General features: G+C 50.3%; 14 protein-coding genes. 10 read left to right on the top strand and 4 right to left on the bottom strand.

What is annotated here, in order from left to right; all coding sequences use genetic code 11:
* Positions 1 to 92: 92 nt before the first annotated feature.
* From J7438_RS01580 to J7438_RS01565, 4 genes are all read left to right on the top strand, one after another.
* On the top strand, positions 93 to 1,409 hold the full coding sequence (locus J7438_RS01580) for a dicarboxylate/amino acid:cation symporter (protein WP_209275163.1): 1,317 nt from the start codon (positions 93 to 95) through the stop codon (positions 1,407 to 1,409).
* Positions 1,410 to 1,531: 122 nt separating this feature from the next.
* A complete protein-coding gene (gene thiE, locus J7438_RS01575; protein ID WP_209275162.1) occupies positions 1,532 to 2,176 on the top strand; it encodes a thiamine phosphate synthase in 645 nt (214 codons plus the stop codon).
* A gap of 80 nt (positions 2,177 to 2,256) precedes the next feature.
* Entirely contained in the window at positions 2,257 to 3,552 is a 1,296-nt protein-coding gene (hemL, locus tag J7438_RS01570) for a glutamate-1-semialdehyde 2,1-aminomutase (protein WP_209275161.1), read from the top strand.
* Positions 3,553 to 3,604: 52 nt separating this feature from the next.
* Positions 3,605 to 4,252: a hypothetical protein gene (locus J7438_RS01565; protein ID WP_209275160.1), complete on the top strand. Its 648-nt coding sequence runs from the start codon at positions 3,605 to 3,607 to the stop codon at positions 4,250 to 4,252.
* Positions 4,253 to 4,287: 35 nt separating this feature from the next.
* On the opposite strand, the gene J7438_RS01560 is transcribed toward J7438_RS01565, so the two are convergent.
* Together J7438_RS01560 and J7438_RS01555 are read right to left on the bottom strand one after the other, a co-directional pair.
* Positions 4,288 to 6,702, bottom strand: a complete 2,415-nt coding sequence (locus tag J7438_RS01560) for a hypothetical protein (RefSeq protein ID WP_209275159.1) — start codon at positions 6,700 to 6,702, stop codon at positions 4,288 to 4,290.
* A 93-nt stretch (positions 6,703 to 6,795) separates the two neighbouring features.
* Positions 6,796 to 7,122, bottom strand: coding sequence for a DUF1820 family protein (locus tag J7438_RS01555; protein WP_209202720.1), 327 nt, complete (start codon positions 7,120 to 7,122; stop codon positions 6,796 to 6,798).
* A gap of 382 nt (positions 7,123 to 7,504) precedes the next feature.
* Here J7438_RS01555 and miaB point away from each other — a divergent pair, with 382 nt between their 5' ends.
* The 5 genes from miaB to lnt all read left to right on the top strand — a co-directional run bounded on the left by miaB (position 7,505) and on the right by lnt (position 13,107).
* Positions 7,505 to 8,854, top strand: a complete 1,350-nt coding sequence (gene miaB / locus J7438_RS01550; RefSeq protein ID WP_209202719.1) for a tRNA (N6-isopentenyl adenosine(37)-C2)-methylthiotransferase MiaB — start codon at positions 7,505 to 7,507, stop codon at positions 8,852 to 8,854.
* 113 nt (positions 8,855 to 8,967) lie between these two features.
* Entirely contained in the window at positions 8,968 to 10,155 is a 1,188-nt protein-coding gene (locus J7438_RS01545) for a PhoH family protein (RefSeq protein WP_286196303.1), read from the top strand.
* Positions 10,155 to 10,616 carry an rRNA maturation RNase YbeY gene (gene ybeY, locus J7438_RS01540; RefSeq protein ID WP_209275158.1) on the top strand — a complete coding sequence of 154 codons (462 nt, stop codon included), beginning with the start codon at positions 10,155 to 10,157 and terminating at the stop codon, positions 10,614 to 10,616. The genes J7438_RS01545 and ybeY overlap by 1 nt, the downstream gene beginning before the upstream one ends.
* 92 nt (positions 10,617 to 10,708) lie before the next feature.
* The gene (locus J7438_RS01535) at positions 10,709 to 11,551 is read left to right on the top strand and encodes a CorC family transporter (RefSeq protein ID WP_209275157.1); all 843 of its coding nucleotides are present in this window, start codon (positions 10,709 to 10,711) and stop codon (positions 11,549 to 11,551) included.
* Positions 11,551 to 13,107 carry an apolipoprotein N-acyltransferase gene (gene lnt / locus J7438_RS01530; protein WP_209275156.1) on the top strand — a complete coding sequence of 519 codons (1,557 nt, stop codon included), beginning with the start codon at positions 11,551 to 11,553 and terminating at the stop codon, positions 13,105 to 13,107. The genes J7438_RS01535 and lnt overlap by 1 nt, the downstream gene beginning before the upstream one ends.
* A 630-nt stretch (positions 13,108 to 13,737) precedes the next feature.
* On the opposite strand, the gene J7438_RS28150 is transcribed toward lnt, so the two are convergent.
* The gene (locus J7438_RS28150; RefSeq protein ID WP_209202715.1) at positions 13,738 to 14,013 is read right to left on the bottom strand and encodes an RING finger domain-containing protein; all 276 of its coding nucleotides are present in this window, start codon (positions 14,011 to 14,013) and stop codon (positions 13,738 to 13,740) included.
* Between the two features lie 96 nt (positions 14,014 to 14,109).
* Here J7438_RS28150 and J7438_RS01520 point away from each other — a divergent pair, with 96 nt between their 5' ends.
* Positions 14,110 to 14,496 carry a hypothetical protein gene (locus J7438_RS01520; protein WP_209275155.1) on the top strand — a complete coding sequence of 129 codons (387 nt, stop codon included), beginning with the start codon at positions 14,110 to 14,112 and terminating at the stop codon, positions 14,494 to 14,496.
* 163 nt (positions 14,497 to 14,659) lie between these two features.
* On the opposite strand, the gene J7438_RS01515 is transcribed toward J7438_RS01520, so the two are convergent.
* On the bottom strand, positions 14,660 to 15,532 hold the full coding sequence (locus tag J7438_RS01515; RefSeq protein WP_209275154.1) for a hypothetical protein: 873 nt from the start codon (positions 15,530 to 15,532) through the stop codon (positions 14,660 to 14,662).
* Positions 15,533 to 15,601: the final 69 nt, after the last annotated feature.

Here is a 15,601-nt window from a genome sequence, read left to right as displayed (position 1 = left end):
TGTCGGGAACTTGTTACTGATAAAGCGTTCCAATTAAGTAAGGGGGCATAAGTCAGCAGAGCCGTTTCACTTTCATATTGAGAGGAGAATGTATGATGCAGAAAAATTTAGCCCCTCAAATACTGATTGCCCTGATACTGGGAATGGCCGCTGGCATCATCATCCAGTTGGCTGCCTCCCCCGAAGGTATTATCCAGAAATACCTGGTCAGTGGCCTCTTTCATGCCGTTGGTGTGATGTTCGTGGCAATGATAAAAATGCTGGTTGTCCCCCTTATTTTTGTCTCCATAGCCCACGCTGTGTGCAGCATTAACGACATCACCCAGGTCGGTAGACTGGGGGTTAAAACCTTTGGCATCTATCTGGGCAATACATTTTTTGCCATCCTGTCAGCCATTGTTATTACATTGATGGTGGCACCGGGGACCGGTGCCAATCTTGGCCACGTTGACCAACTGGTTCGCTCTGGCCAGTCTGAACTCCCCTCACTGCTGAATATGATTATTAACGTGGTCCCAGTGAACCCCTTTCAGGCGCTGGTAGAAGGCAATATTCTGCAAATCCTGTTTATGGCAATCATTACCGGGATTGCCATAAAGAAACTGGAAAACCACGAAACCCACAGTGTCAGCAATGCTATTTCCCTGGCCAACAGCGTGATGATGAAACTGATTGGCATGGTGATGAGCATGGCTCCTATCGGGGTTTTCTTTCTGACCGCCAAACTGGCTGCCACACTAAACGGCAGCAGCATTTTAAGTGTGTTGTCCTATGTGCTGACCTGCCTGCTCATTATGTGCCTCTGGCTGTTTGTTATTTATCCGGTGCTGATTGGGCTGGTGATTAAACGTTCCCCGCTGGTGTTTATCCGTCACACCCGTGAGCAGGTCATTTTTGCCCTTTCTACCGCCAGCTCTAACGCCTCCATCCCCATTACTTATCAGACACTGATCGAAAAGTTCCAGGTCCCGGCACATATCGCCGGTTTCACGGTTCCCCTGGGAGCCACCATTAATATGTCCGGTTCTGCTATCTATATGAGCGTTGCCGCCCTGTTTGTGGCCAATGCCTGGCATATTGACCTGAGCCTTCTGGAAATGGGCACCATGGGCTTCACCACCTTCCTTCTGGCCGTTGCTACTGGCGGTATACCCGGCGGTGCAGCAGTCTCCACCGGAGTACTGTTACACACCATGGGGCTACCCGTTGAAGCCATGGCGATTATTCTGGCGACTGACCGGATTACCGATGCTGGCTGCACGGTCACCAATGTTGTTGGCAATACGGTTGCCGGCATTCTCTGCTCAGTGGGTGAAGCCCACCCTGAAGCCAGCGAAGATAGCTCAACAATAAGTGAGAGTGTTGCCATCGATTCTGATGCGTTACCGGGCAAACCTGATGTTTGTTAGAACACATTTTTTTCCACGGAATATGATGAATACTGGTCTTATGGTTAATAATGAACGTCCATTAAAGACAAGGACGATAAACTGGTATAATCTGCCGAATATTTAATAATTGGGTATGGACCATGCATCGATTTCACGGCCTGTACGGTATTACCGATAGTCAACTGCAACCTGATGACAGAATACTGTTCGAAACGGTAGAGCAGGCTCTGATGGGCGGTATGAAAATCTTGCAATACCGCGATAAAAGCCTTGATTCCAGTAAAAGACTGCGACAGGCCGGGGCATTGAAGGTTCTCTGCCATCAGTACCAGGCCATGCTGATCATCAACGATGACGTTGAGCTGGCCCTTGATGTGGAAGCCGACGGCGTTCACCTTGGCCAGCAGGATGACAGTATTGCCGATGCCAGAGCCCGGCTGGGTGATTATGCCATTATCGGCATCAGCTGTGAGGGCTCTCTGGAAAAGGCAAAAGCGGCTGTTGAACAGGGTGCCAACTATATTGCCTTTGGCAAGTTTTTCCCCTCCCGAACCAAACCCGATGCTAAAAATGCCGAGCTTGCCATTCTGTCACAGGCACGGGAAATGTTTGACCTGCCCATCGTCGCCATTGGCGGCATTACCACGGACAATGCGTCTGAGGTGATTTCTGCCGGTGCTGATATGGTTGCCGTCGTTAATAACCTGTTTGCGGCACAGAATATTCGGGATCGAGCCCGGAATTTTATAGCTCTGTTTAACGATACACAGCGTAAAGCTGTTTAACCTTCCACAGTTGCACAATAAAGAATAGCGGCCAAAACCCCGGGTTTAAGCCGCACAGCCTATGTTAAGGAATTGCCACCATGTCTCGTTCTGAACAACTTTTTGACGATGCCCAGACGGTCATCCCCGGGGGAGTAAACTCACCGGTCAGAGCATTTAAAGGAGTTGGCGGCAAGCCCATCTTTTTTAAAAAAGCCCGTGGCGCGCATCTTTATGATGTGGATGGCAGGGAATACATTGACTACATCGGCTCCTGGGGTCCCATGATCCTCGGCCACAACCACCCGGATGTGATCGCTGCCGTGCGTGATCAGGCCCTGGCTGGCATGAGCTTTGGTGCACCCACGGAGCTGGAAACCCGCCTCGCCAAGATGGTACGGGCGATGGTACCTTCCATGGAGCTGCTGCGCATGGTCAACTCCGGTACTGAAGCGACCATGAGTGCCATTCGTCTGGCCCGGGGTTTTACCCGTCGTGACCGAATCGTCAAGTTTGAAGGCTGCTACCACGGCCACTCCGACTCCCTGCTGGTAAAAGCAGGTTCCGGTGCCCTGACCCTGGGGGTGCCCAATTCACCGGGAGTGCCCGCTGCGCTGGCGGAAAAAACCATTACCCTGACCTACAACAACCTTGCCGAGGTGGAAGAAACCTTCCAGCAGGCAGGCGATGAAATTGCCTGTATCATCATTGAACCGGTGGCTGGCAACATGAACTGCATTCCACCCGTTCCCGGTTTTCTGGAAGGCTTGCGCAAGCTGTGTGATGAATACGGCACTGTTCTTATATTTGATGAAGTCATGACCGGTTTCCGGGTTGCACTGGGTGGTGCCCAGGCCTATTACGGCGTAACACCGGATCTGACGACACTGGGTAAAATTATTGGCGGTGGTCTGCCCGTGGGTGCTTTTGGTGGTCGCAGGGAGATTATGGAGCATCTGGCACCACTGGGTCCTGTCTACCAGGCCGGAACACTCTCGGGCAACCCGCTGGCCATGGCTGCCGGTCTGGCCACACTGGAAAATCTGTCTACCCACGGCTTTCACGAATCCCTGACGGAGAAAACCGCGTTACTTCTGCAAGGTCTCAGAGAAAAAGCAGAAGCCGCCGGTATTCCTTTTACCACATCCCAGGTAGGCGGCATGTTTGGTCTATTTTTTACCGACCAGAATCATGCCGACAATACCATAGACAGCTTTACCAAAGTGATGGCCTGTGACACCGGGCGCTATGCCAAATTCTTCCATGGTATGCTGGATAATGGCGTATACTTGGCACCCTCAGCATTTGAGGCAGGATTTATATCCATAGCCCATGGTCAGGCAGAGCTGGACGCTACATGGAGTGCGGCAGAGAAAGCATTCGCCCGATTATCCTGAGCCCGGAAGCCTGATCTCTGGAGTATTTTATTAAATGACTGGTTAAGCAATTTTGCAAACAATGAGTTCTCTGGCTATTTCTGATGCCGTGCTGGCCTTTGCCTGCCTTTTTGCTGTTTTTCTTATGGCACAGCAAAAGAGTTTCGCTGACGTTCATCGCTTTTCTGCCACTGCTGCATTGCTGGGATTCCTGCTAATGGCACTGGCATCCATCACTGGTAGCGTACGTTATGGTATCTCCAGCGCATGGTCAGGCCCCCACGATATGCTGGTGAATGCTGCCATGTTTCTTGCGCCGCCTCTGACCGGCATTGCCACCTGTCTTGGCGTTAGCGTCAGCAGCTGGAGTCGGGCCGCCTGGGGCAGGCTGATATTGGGTGTGTGCGTGGTTTACGAAGTCTGTCGGTGGTACGGTTTAGACATTATTTACCGTGACCTGCAAATGGCCGTGCTGCTGATTTTCGCGTCATTTCTGCTATTGCGTTCATCGGTGGAGTCCGGTCCGAAGTGGCTGATCATCGCTTCTGTTACCAGCTATTTTACCGGCGCGCTGATCATCGGTACTGAAGGCACACTGGCTGGCTATCTGAGACTGGATTTATTCCGGTACCTGATTGGACTGGGCAACCTGCTGTTGAGCAGCGGCCTGTATCTGCTCTTTAAAAACCGGTATCAAAACGACAAGCAACTATCGGCCTGAGCCTTATCAAGCCGGAAACCAAAGCAATATCACGCTCACAGGTAATACAGAGGATCGGCAATGCGTTTTAACGCAAAAAACTCATGCCCCTTGTCATCATAAATTTTTCTTAGCTTGTGGCTGCTGACCAGGCCACTCAACTCAGAAAAAACATGGCCAAAACCGGAGCATCCGGAACGCAGGCGCTTGCAGGCCTCAGCGTCCTTTTTTTGCTCCGGGTTCTGATGGTGCCGCTGAATCAGCATCTCCTGCAACCGGCCACTGAGGATACGCTTCTCTATGGGCTGTACCAGGTAACAGGCCATGGCCCGGGAGACCCAATCCAGGGCAAAGTGCAGCATTTGCCATTTTGCCTCCTTCTCATGATTCAGCTTGTCACCGGCCAGGATGACCGCGTTCATCTGCTCGGGAAAAATACACTGCCGCAAATAGAACCAGGCTGCATCTTCGCAAACACGCCCATAGACCCGGTCCTGCATCAGCCACTGTTCAATACACAACTTCTCACTGACAAGATCACTTTTGTTCCGATGGGCATTAATCTCCCGAATAAACTTCTGAACCATCAAATCACTATCGCTGAAGCGTCCCTCCCTTGGCATAAACAGCTGCCGTGGGGCCGTTGTCCCGGCCACCTTCTCAGGCGCTGGCCTCAAAGGTGTAACAGGTGAAAGTTGGTCTACCTGTACCGTTTCCGGGGGCTTATCCGGATGTGCGCTGTCTTCAGAATCTGATTGTTCAGGCAAATCAGACACCGACGGCAAATGCCTCGGCTCAACCAGCCGGGAAACTTCAGGTGTTTGCTCCGTATCCGGGCTGCGCTGCTTCGGGGCAACCACGTCCCCTCTGAACTCGGTCCTGCTGCGCTGACGTGGTTTTCTTTTTTTCCTGCTTTTCGTGCTGTCAGCTTCAACGACAACCGGCGTTTTAACAGCATCTGACGCCGCAGTACTGGTTACGGCAGGAATATTTAACTCACAGATTTCAATTAATGAATCCAGCCTTCGCCCGAGGGACTCTGGCAAACCGGGTAAGCTGCGCAGCTGTTGATACAGTTCCCGGGACTTTTCAAACCGACCAAAACCCAGGTTAATATCACCCGCATCTTTGAGCAGCAGCGGGGACAAGCCACTGTCTGCCGCATTAGCCAGATGTATAAGGGCGATCAGGGGATGTTTTTCAAACCCTGTGGAACAAAGGTACATTAGCCCTTTGGTCAACTTCATGAGCCCAATGACAAAGCGTGACTCCTTCGCCTCAAGATGTTGCTCGAAGTACTTATATAGTTTTCTTCTCGTATCCCCCTTGCCTGCATCCTTGAATACCCCGCCAAGCAGATTATTTATTGTGCCTTTCGATACCCGCAACTTCGCCCCCGATTCCTCAAACACTTGCTTGAGATCGTTATGGTTATAGCGGTTGCGCCTGGAGCGAAGTTCGAGCCTGCCTCCTTCCTGTCGGGAACGAATAATGTCACTCCAGTCCAAAGTAATGATCTGCCTCAGCACTTCCGGATAGTCAGCAAATGGTTTGAACTCAGGTTTGGTGTTAGCACCCATTAACAGCCCCCCCAAATCCATCATAAACAAGTCCCGTGGCGTCATTTTTTCAAGACAGCTATTGAAGTTTTTGTTAGTCAGCTTGAGGAGGGTAGTGAATACATCCATCAGCTCCCGGGCAAAAGTCCGTTCCAACATAATCATTTCATTGCTCCGATTCAGGAACGGGACCAGCAGACGCGGGATAAGAAAGGGTGAAACCAGCAGCAGCTTATCCGTATTACAACTCAGCTTCACCAGCAGCCAGGCGGCGGGAAAAAATTCAGTCTCCCGGACCAACTGAGCAAGCTCCTGCACCTGCTCATAATCCATAGAAGATGGTGACTGTCCGGAAATCAGCAAATATAGCTCAACAGCCCTGAGATAAAGGTCGAGAAAATCCTTATCAATATTCTTAAGCTTTGCCAGGATGGGTTCAGTGGCTTCAGGCTCCCCGGCATATTGAAAAGCCAGAAATCCTGACAACAGAAAATTGCATTTCTTACCATTACTGACGAAGGGAGACAGTTGATCTTCTTCATCACAAATGCATTCAGCTAAAATGTGCATTATCGCCCGGCTATCGAAGGGGTGCGATGTACCAAAGGCGGACATTACCGCGACCACTTTTTCCCGGCTCGATAAATGGTTGTTCTTTTCGCTGTTAACCGGATTTCCCATTAACAGCCCGGGGCCATGATCAGCAACAACGGTTGCAGCCGTGTGGGGAGCAGCGTCAGGGAGCGTAGCATCAGGGAGCCCTGAACATGCCGGTGATGAGACATTAACCACTGCCAACTCCCGTCCCCATACTATGGCTGGGGCAGAACCAGAAGCAGACATCGCATCACTGTCCCCGGGGACAGCACTGCCAACTTCCAGTGACTTAAGAGAATCTGACAGTGAATCCATAATATCCCCCCACTACCGGCACAGGCCAGAGGATGGCAGTGCTGATGCCATGGATGCGAGCTGTGCATAAGACTGCCTAACCAGCGGTGAAGTTCAGTCCCTGCTGGGAATATGGGGCATCACGGGGAAGGGGCGGACATTATCACCCTGTGCTTCGGAAACCTTGCCGGTTCCCTCTTTTTCCACCTCATCAATACGAATAATGGTATTCAGTGGAATGTAACTGCGTTTTACGCCTTCAAAAGCTGCCTTCAGTTTCTCTTCGCCCGGGTCAACCAGTAGCTGACTGCGCTCACCGAAGACAAACTCCTCAACCTCAATGAAGCCCCAGAGTTCACTCTGGAAGATCTGTCGGGCGTAGATTTCAAACACTTCGCCCTGATTTTGAAAAATCACACGGAAAATGGGGGTTTTCGCCATTAGGTTCTAGTACCACGTTAATTCTGCCCAGACGTTTTACGGCTTGAGCTGACCATAGGATTTCAGGGCGCAGATCATAACACAAAGCCTGACCGCAATGGTTTGCTTAAATACACTGGAATGTACAAATCTGACCGGATCGATCATTCGTCATCCCACGCCCGAACTCTGCAATGACCACAATACAATCTATGCAATCACGGTTTAACCGGGCTCATCCTTGACTATCCTCCATGGTGCAGGGTAGCTATAATGCCCGGTTTATGAACAACAGGCTTAGCCTCGCTGAAGGTTTGAGCCCCCCAGGAGATTGTCCGGGAATAACGCCTGCAGGGCTGGCTATTCCCGGACAGCCTCCCGGCACAAGCCAGTAAAGTGTGAAATGAGCAAAAAACTGTATATCAAAACCCATGGTTGCCAGATGAACGAGTACGATTCCGCCCGTATGGCTGATCTGCTCGGCGAAACCCATACCCTGGAGCTGACGGACAATCCGGAAGAGGCGGATGTCCTGCTGGTAAACACCTGTTCCGTGCGGGAAAAAGCCCAGGAAAAGTTGTTCCACCAGCTGGGTCGCTGGCGAAAACTGAAAGAGAAAAACCCGGACCTGATCATCGGCGTTGGCGGCTGCGTTGCCAGTCAGGAAGGTGATGAGATCCGTAAACGGGCCCCCCAGGTTGATGTGGTGTTTGGCCCACAGACCCTGCACCGTTTGCCGGAAATGATTGATGCCAGCCGGGCCAACCATATTCCCGTAGTGGACGTTACCTTCCCGGAAATTGAAAAGTTTGACCGTTTGCCGGAACCCAGTGTGGATGGTCCAACGGCGTTTGTTTCTATTATGGAAGGCTGTGACAAGTACTGCACTTACTGCATCGTTCCTTATACCCGTGGTGCGGAAATCAGCCGCCCCATGGATGACGTTATTGCTGAATGTTATGGCCTGGCGGAAAAAGGCGTTCGGGAAATCAACCTGCTGGGGCAGAACGTCAACGCCTATCGTGGTGAAAAACACGATGGTACGGTCTGTGACCTGGCAGAATTGATCACGGTGGTGGCTGCCATTGACGGGATTGACCGTATCCGCTTTACCACCTCTCACCCACTGGAGTTTTCAGACAGCCTGGTCAATGTCTACGCCGAAGTTCCCGAGCTGGTCAGCCATCTGCACCTGCCGGTACAGAGTGGCTCTGACCGGGTCCTGCAACTGATGAAACGGGAGCACACCGCAGCAGACTACCTGAAGAAAATACGACAGCTGCTGGCTATACGCCCTGACCTGAAGCTCTCCTCAGACTTTATTGTCGGCTTCCCGGGAGAAACCGATCAGGACTTTGCAGACACCATGAACCTGATTGCGGAAGTGGGCTTTGACGCCTCGTTCAGTTTTATCTTCAGCAAGCGCCCCGGTACTCCCGCAGCCGATATGGAAGACAATGTTCCCGAGGAAGTGAAGAAACAACGCCTGCAGATTTTGCAGAACCGCATTAATCAGCAGGTTATTCAGATCAGCCGTCGTCTGGTTGGCAGCACCCGGAAGATTCTGGTGACCGGTTATTCCAGGAAAGATCCGGGGCAATTATCAGGGCGTACCGAGTGCAACCGGGTAGTGAATTTCCAGTGTGCCGACCCTCGCCTGATTGGCCACTTTGCGGATGTCGAGATTGTTGAAGCGTTGCCGCACTCTCTGCGTGGCACGCTGATCAGTTCCGAACTGGACAGCGTGGCCTGAGAAGAAGAGGCGTAATGCCTCTTTTTCTCAGAGGGAATCCTGACTGGCTTACATTCAGAGACCATCGTAATATCTTACCTGAATCCACTTGCAGTAAAGGCTAAACACTGACTTTGAATACCAAAACACAAGGACAGGACTCTTCCGGAAGTAACAACGCCTCTGGCCATAACGCCACTGATCAAAACGTCTGCCGCTTCTCTCTTGAGCCTGATGAGCCACAGAGGTTCGCCGAACTCTGTGGGCAATTCAACCAGCACCTGAAACAGATCGAAGAACGTCTCAGCGTCACCATCCGTCATCGCGGTAATGTCTTTGCCATCCATGGTGAAAATGGCCGTGCTGAGGTAGCGGGCGAAGTAGTCAGGCGACTGTTCAGAGAAACCGGTAAGGACGACCCCCTCAGCCCGAACACGGTTCACCTGTTCCTGCAGGAATCGGCCATTGAGTGGATACACGAAGAACCCGAAGACAAGCTGATCTCTCTGCGTACCCGTAAAGGCCTGATCACGCCCCGGGGGCCTAACCAGCAAAGTTATGTAAAGTCGATTCTGCAGCACGATATCAATTTCGGTATTGGCCCAGCGGGCACCGGGAAAACCTACCTGGCCGTTGCTGCTGCGGTACAGGCCCTGGAAGAAGAACAGATCCGTCGCATCCTGCTGGTGCGTCCTGCGGTGGAAGCGGGGGAAAAACTGGGCTTTCTGCCTGGCGACCTGTCCCAGAAAATCGATCCTTATCTCAGGCCTCTCTACGATGCCCTGTATGAAATGCTGGGTTTTGAGCGGGTTGACCGACTGATAGAGAAAAATGTTATTGAAGTTGCCCCACTGGCCTATATGCGGGGTCGTACACTCAATAATTCATTTATTATTCTTGATGAGTCCCAGAATACCACTCAGGAGCAGATGAAAATGTTCCTGACCCGTATCGGCTTTGGCTCTACCGCAGTGATTACCGGTGATATCACCCAGGTTGACCTGCCCCGGGGGACACGCTCCGGTCTGGCCAGTGCCATTGAAGTCCTCAAAGGGGTTGACGGTATCGGCTTTACCTGGTTTAACGCCAAGGATGTGGTACGCCATCCCCTGGTACAACGGATCGTGCAGGCCTATGACCGTTTCGACAAACTGACCCAGGAGCAGTCAACAGGAAAGCATTTCCGACAGGGTAAGCAACCTTCTGCTCATCAATCTGCTCGCTCTCATCCGGCTGAAGGCTCTTTACCCGCTGAGGGCTCTTTACCCGCTGAGGGCTCTTTACCAGCTGAAGGCTCTTCATCACCCAAAGGCGCACAATAATGGCCTCGGTTCATATCGATGTGATGATTAACAGCCGCAGCACACAGCTTCCCGAACAGAGTGATCTGGAAAAGTGGGCCGCTGCTGCCGTTGGCCAGCACCGTCAGGAAGCTGAAATCAGCCTCCTGATCGTCGATGAAGATGAAGGTGCCGAGCTGAATCGGCAATGGCGGGGCAAGGAAGGGCCGACCAATGTACTGTCCTTTCCTTCCGATCTTCCTGCCGAACTGGAGTTGCCATTACTGGGTGATTTGATTATCTGCGTCCCGGTTGTTGAGCAGGAAGCTATTGAGCAGAAAAAAAATCTCAATTCCCACTGGGCTCATATGATGGTTCATGGCACACTTCACTTGCTTGGCTACGATCACATTGACGATCAGGAAGCCGAAGAAATGGAGTCTCTGGAGACGGAAATTCTTGGTCAGCTCGGCTATCCTGATCCCTATCAGGACAGAGAGTAATCCTGACAGACTTTGGATCGCGTTTAACACATTCATCAGTAAACCGCCCACCGGGAGCCTCTTGGTGGGCATAGCCGTGAAGACAGAGGGCAATGAGCGACGACCATTCGACGGAAGATCATCCGTCACCATCATGGATGGACAAACTGACCAGCATATTTCACCAGGACCCCAAAGACCGCAACGCGCTGCTGGGCATACTAAGAGATGCCGGAAGCCGGGGCATGCTGGATGATGAAGCGCTGAGCATCATCGAAGGCGCTGTTCAGGTCGCGGACATGCAGGTTCGTGAAATCATGATCCCCCGCTCCCAGATGGTCTGTGTGGATGAAGACCAGAACCCGGAAGAGTTCCTGCCCCAGGTGATAGAGTCGGCCCACTCCCGCTTCCCGGTTATCGGCGATACCAAAGATGAAGTTATCGGTATTCTGCTGGCCAAGGATTTGCTGCCGTTGATTCTTAACACCGCGGGCAAATTCAATATCAAGAACCATTTACGACCAGCGACTTTTATCCCGGAAAGCAAACGCCTGAATGTTTTGCTCAGGGAGTTTCGCACCAACCGTAACCACATGGCTATCGTTATTGATGAATTTGGTGGAGTGGCCGGACTGGTCACCATTGAGGATGTGCTTGAGCAGATTGTTGGTGATATTGAGGATGAAACCGATGTTGATGAAGATACCTTTATCAAACCGGCGGATGACCTTGAACACGCGTTTATTGTCAAAGCGCTGACGCCCATTGAAGACTTTAACGAGCAGTTTGCCACCAGGTTCCCGGATGATGAGTTTGATACCATTGGTGGCATCGTCATGCAGGAGTTTGGTCATATGCCAACCCGCAATGAATCCGTGGAAATTTCCGGTTTCCGCTTTGATGTACTGAACGCCGATGGTCGTCGGATTCGACTGTTGCGGGTAACCCCCTGCTGATGCCTGCTGCGACGTCCCGTTCATCTCTTCAGGTTGTGCGCTACCTGCTGTCGCTGGCCGCGGGTGCGGCCATGCCCCTGGGCTTCAGCCCTTTTGACTTCTGGCCAGTTCCCATGCTGGCTGTTGCCATTATCTTTCTGTTGACCCGAACATTACCCATCAAGACCGCAACAATGTGCGGTTTTCTTTTTGGTGTCGGGATGTTTGGGGTCGGCACATCGTGGATATACGTCAGTATTCATGAATTTGGGGCTGCTTCCCCCATGCTGGCCGGACTGCTGACCGGGCTTTTTGTCCTGGGCATTTCCGCCCTGATGATCATGCCGGTCTTCCTGCTTTACAGCTGGCTTAACCAGCGACAAGCCGGGGCACTGCCACCCTGGCAGCAGGCACTGATATTTTCAGGAATCTGGGTGCTGTTTGAGTGGGTGCGCAGCTGGTTGCTGACTGGCTTTCCGTGGCTGTTATCAGGCTATGCACTTCTGGACAGGCCCTTTGCTGCGCTGGCTCCCGTTATCGGAACCTATGGCTTAAGCCTGCTGATGGTAGCCACAGCCTGCCTGTTGTTTGCCCTGATTATTCCGGCTAAACAGCAGCGAACACCCAATATTATTGCTTTATTCATCGCCCTGGTATGTTGGGGACTTTCGTGGCCGCTCAACAACATTGCATGGACAGAAAAAACCGGCGATATCTCCTTCAGCGCGGTACAGGGAAATATCCCCCAAAACCTGAAGTGGGACCCTGACTTTATTCACACCACCATCATTAATTACATTGGCCTGAGTGAAGACCAATGGCAGCAGGAATTGATTATCTGGCCGGAAAATGCCATTCCACTGTTTTATAACCGTGCCCGGGGCTTGATGGCTCAGTTGGACAGAATGGCTCGTCAGAATAACAGTACTTTAATTCTTGGCATGCCAGTGGATGATAATGCTGGCAGCGAAACCCGTTACTTCAACAGTATTCTGTCTCTGGGAGAAGGCTATTTACCCTCAGAGGGCCCTGGCCGCTACGACAAGCAGAAGCTGGTGCCATTTGGTGAGTACGTTCCCATGGAGTCCCTGCTGCGCGGGTTGATTGATTTCTTTAACCTGCCCATGTCCGAATTCTCCCGTGGAGACTCAGAACAACCCTTACTCAAGGCGGGCGAGGTAACCATTGCCCCTTATATTTGTTATGAGGTGGTCTACCCGGACTTTGTCGTACAAATGGCGCAAGAGAGTGGGCTGCTGATTACCATCAGCAACGATACCTGGTTTGGCAAATCCATTGGCCCTGTCCAGCATTTCCAGATTGCCCGGATGCGAGCGCTGGAAACCGGGCGCTTTATGATCCGGGCCACCAATGACGGCATTACCGCCCTGATTGATGAAAAGGGACGTGTGGTAAAAACCATTCCGCGCTTTACCCATGGCGTTTTGTCAGCAACCGCGGAGGTTCGCGAGGGTCAGACACCATTTATGATGTACGGCTCCTGGCCGGTGTTACTGCTAAGCTTGCTTCTGATTTCTCTGCCGCTGTATGTTAACCCCCGAAAAAGAAGTCAGTGATGCCCTGTAGGCAGACCACTCAGGGTAGGCATTAAGCGGCTACTCCCTCTTCGGGAAGTTAAAGATGGAACCACGAAGGACACAAAGACCACGAAGGAAAAGAAAATCTCTTCTTTGTGCTCTACGTGACTTTCGTGGTTCCATCCGAAAGCCATTGAAAATGGTAATGTCCACCCTAAGAGGCAGACCTACCCTCCCCCGGACAGCCCCTCAGGGGGCCATTGTCTTCCCAGGAGGACTTCCCTGGTTAAATCCACCTCCTGCTGAAATTGTTCAAACGCAGCGATAAGTTCAAACGTAACAGCTCACCATGCCATAATCCCTACATCGCATATTTCAGCCTCTATGGAAAACCTGAAAGAGAAGGAATGCAATATTTATGAATCTGTAAGTATCTTTTTTTGGCTCAGTTCCACGAGCAGTTTGAATTTGAACAAACCAAGGTTCTTATAGAGTCAAAAGGCGGGATTTTAACAAAACTGGAAGAGCAGGAGATATTGCTGATGTGTTAACACTGATGTTTTAACGGCAACTGTCAGAATAAGCAAGGTTTATGGGGTACGGGACTCATTTCTTTCGCCATATGCTGCATCAGCCACGACAATCATCAATGGAACAACAGCCGAGCGATTATTCGTCAAAATAGCTGGGCCAAAACAGTTTAATCATTTTTTTCGAAATAATTACCAAACGTTCAGGCAATGGGATAGCTTTTATCTCTTTTATATCATTATCAGTTAGTTGTTTATGACAGAGAGTGCAGGTTTTTTGGTTATGACTTTCCAACCTGTTCAGTAGGCACGATCTGCCAAATGCATGCCCGCATGTCAGGTGAATGATTTCGCATTTCTTTGAGTCAAGACATATTGAACAGTTAACACCGTCAACCCGTATAAAATTGTCCATTTCAAAACACTCATAAAAAACAATCCCGGCTGCTTTGTCCTGGCCACCGAAGATGCATACGAATCCTCACCTCAACGTTATATTCCGCCGGAACTCGTGTACACCAAACATTACCATGCATTCGTAAACAGGATTTTGCTCGAGACGTATGAGGCAAAGGCTCTTCGTCAGGCGAAAGCAGCGGAAATGAATTCAAAAAATGGTGTTATTTACCGGTTAAACCAGTTGCTGGCAAAACTGCCTGAACAGCGGGATAGTTATCTGGATTCGATCAACAAAATTACACGTCAGCAACAACAGCGAATACTCAAATGTCCTTGTAATTTCTGGCCAGATGAAATCTTTAATTTGCACATTAGTAATGGCTTATTTGAGGAAGTTGGCAGAATTTTCGAAAGTATCAAATGTGAAGTAGAAAATAATAAATTGGAGATGCTTTGCTGGCATGTTTATCGCCAGGATATCCCCCCTGCACCAGAATAGTTGTCGCCTCTCCTGAATGTAAGTACCTGACTTATCAAGATGCTCATAAACACTGATCGGAGGAATCAAGCAGAGCCTGATTGCCCTCGGCTGATTTCTGATAAGTCAGTCAAAGGGTCTTATGAAAAGTTCAATAGATAGACCACCTGAAAGGTTAACTGTGTTACGGTAATCCTTCCCCCTGATTCATCAGCACTTTAAAGCGTTCATAGGTTTTCCAGTTTTCAATAACACGAAAAATGCATTCATCACAGACCGTCACACAGTCGGCTTTTAATATGCCATAATGACACGTTTTAATGTATTCGTTCATCCGTTGAGGATCAGGATAACACTGACAATTCTGTAATTCCTCATTCAACCAAAACTCTATGAGTTCTATTTCGTCTTCGCTCCAGCCAGCACGCAAGGGTAAACACGCCTTTATAAAAAATTGTTTAAATTCCTTTTCCTTTTCGCCATTCAGGTATTCCAAATCATCGCTTCCAAGCAAAATGATTGCGCTATGGAACCTCGCTAAGGCTTGATACTCATCGGGAGCAAACCACTCTTTACCGGACCAGTCTTTGTTCAGAAACTCAGTCAGTTCTGCAGGCAGTCTTGCCAAGATTGAATCAGTCAGTGACTTTTCTTCCTCCTGAGTAGGAGGACTTTTTCTTCTATTTTCTACCCATTCCTCATACAAAAATTCACTTATGCGTTTATAAAGATTGTTTTTAAGCTCTTCTGGATTAATTTTCAAATCCAGACTGGGAGTGCCTCTGTCAACTGAATTGCAAGGATAAACGAGCAATAAATCATTTTCCTGAAACTGCACCTTTGGTTGTTTACGCTCTGTCTTTACGGAACAAGAGGTTAGAGAAGCTATTTGACGATTATCCAGAGAGCGCCCCGGGCCCTCTTCGGAATCAGGAAATTGCCGTAAACAGGCAGGAATGTCCTGAGCTTTACCATTCGACTCAGTAGATGCAATAGCCTGAGGGCTGTCAGATTTGGACAGAGTTGACTGGACAGGGTGATTTGTTAATGGATGCATAAGTATTAATTTCCTTCTGAGTAACTTAACCCAACTTGCCGACAAGTACGGTAACTCTTCGCTAAAACC

This window comes from Thalassotalea sp. G20_0 (genome assembly GCF_017744175.1).
Lineage (GTDB): Bacteria > Pseudomonadota > Gammaproteobacteria > Pseudomonadales > Endozoicomonadaceae > Endozoicomonas.
The sequence above is the reverse complement of the archived record's forward strand: the minus strand, read 5'-3'. Positions and strand labels throughout refer to the sequence as shown.

Bases quoted from the DNA above. Each gene is read 5' to 3' on its own strand.
- J7438_RS01580 (WP_209275163.1), top strand. From the start codon at position 93: ATGATGCAGAAAAATTTAGCCCCTCAAATACTGATTGCCCTGATACTG.
- thiE (WP_209275162.1), top strand. From the start codon at position 1,532: ATGCATCGATTTCACGGCCTGTACGGTATTACCGATAGTCAACTGCAA.
- hemL (WP_209275161.1), top strand. From the start codon at position 2,257: ATGTCTCGTTCTGAACAACTTTTTGACGATGCCCAGACGGTCATCCCC.
- J7438_RS01560 (WP_209275159.1), bottom strand. From the start codon at position 6,702: ATGGATTCACTGTCAGATTCTCTTAAGTCACTGGAAGTTGGCAGTGCT.
- J7438_RS01555 (WP_209202720.1), bottom strand. From the start codon at position 7,122: ATGGCGAAAACCCCCATTTTCCGTGTGATTTTTCAAAATCAGGGCGAA.
- miaB (WP_209202719.1), top strand. From the start codon at position 7,505: ATGAGCAAAAAACTGTATATCAAAACCCATGGTTGCCAGATGAACGAG.
- ybeY (WP_209275158.1), top strand. From the start codon at position 10,155: ATGGCCTCGGTTCATATCGATGTGATGATTAACAGCCGCAGCACACAG.
- J7438_RS01535 (WP_209275157.1), top strand. From the start codon at position 10,709: ATGAGCGACGACCATTCGACGGAAGATCATCCGTCACCATCATGGATG.
- lnt (WP_209275156.1), top strand. From the start codon at position 11,551: ATGCCTGCTGCGACGTCCCGTTCATCTCTTCAGGTTGTGCGCTACCTG.
- J7438_RS28150 (WP_209202715.1), bottom strand. From the start codon at position 14,013: ATGGACAATTTTATACGGGTTGACGGTGTTAACTGTTCAATATGTCTT.
- J7438_RS01515 (WP_209275154.1), bottom strand. From the start codon at position 15,532: ATGCATCCATTAACAAATCACCCTGTCCAGTCAACTCTGTCCAAATCT.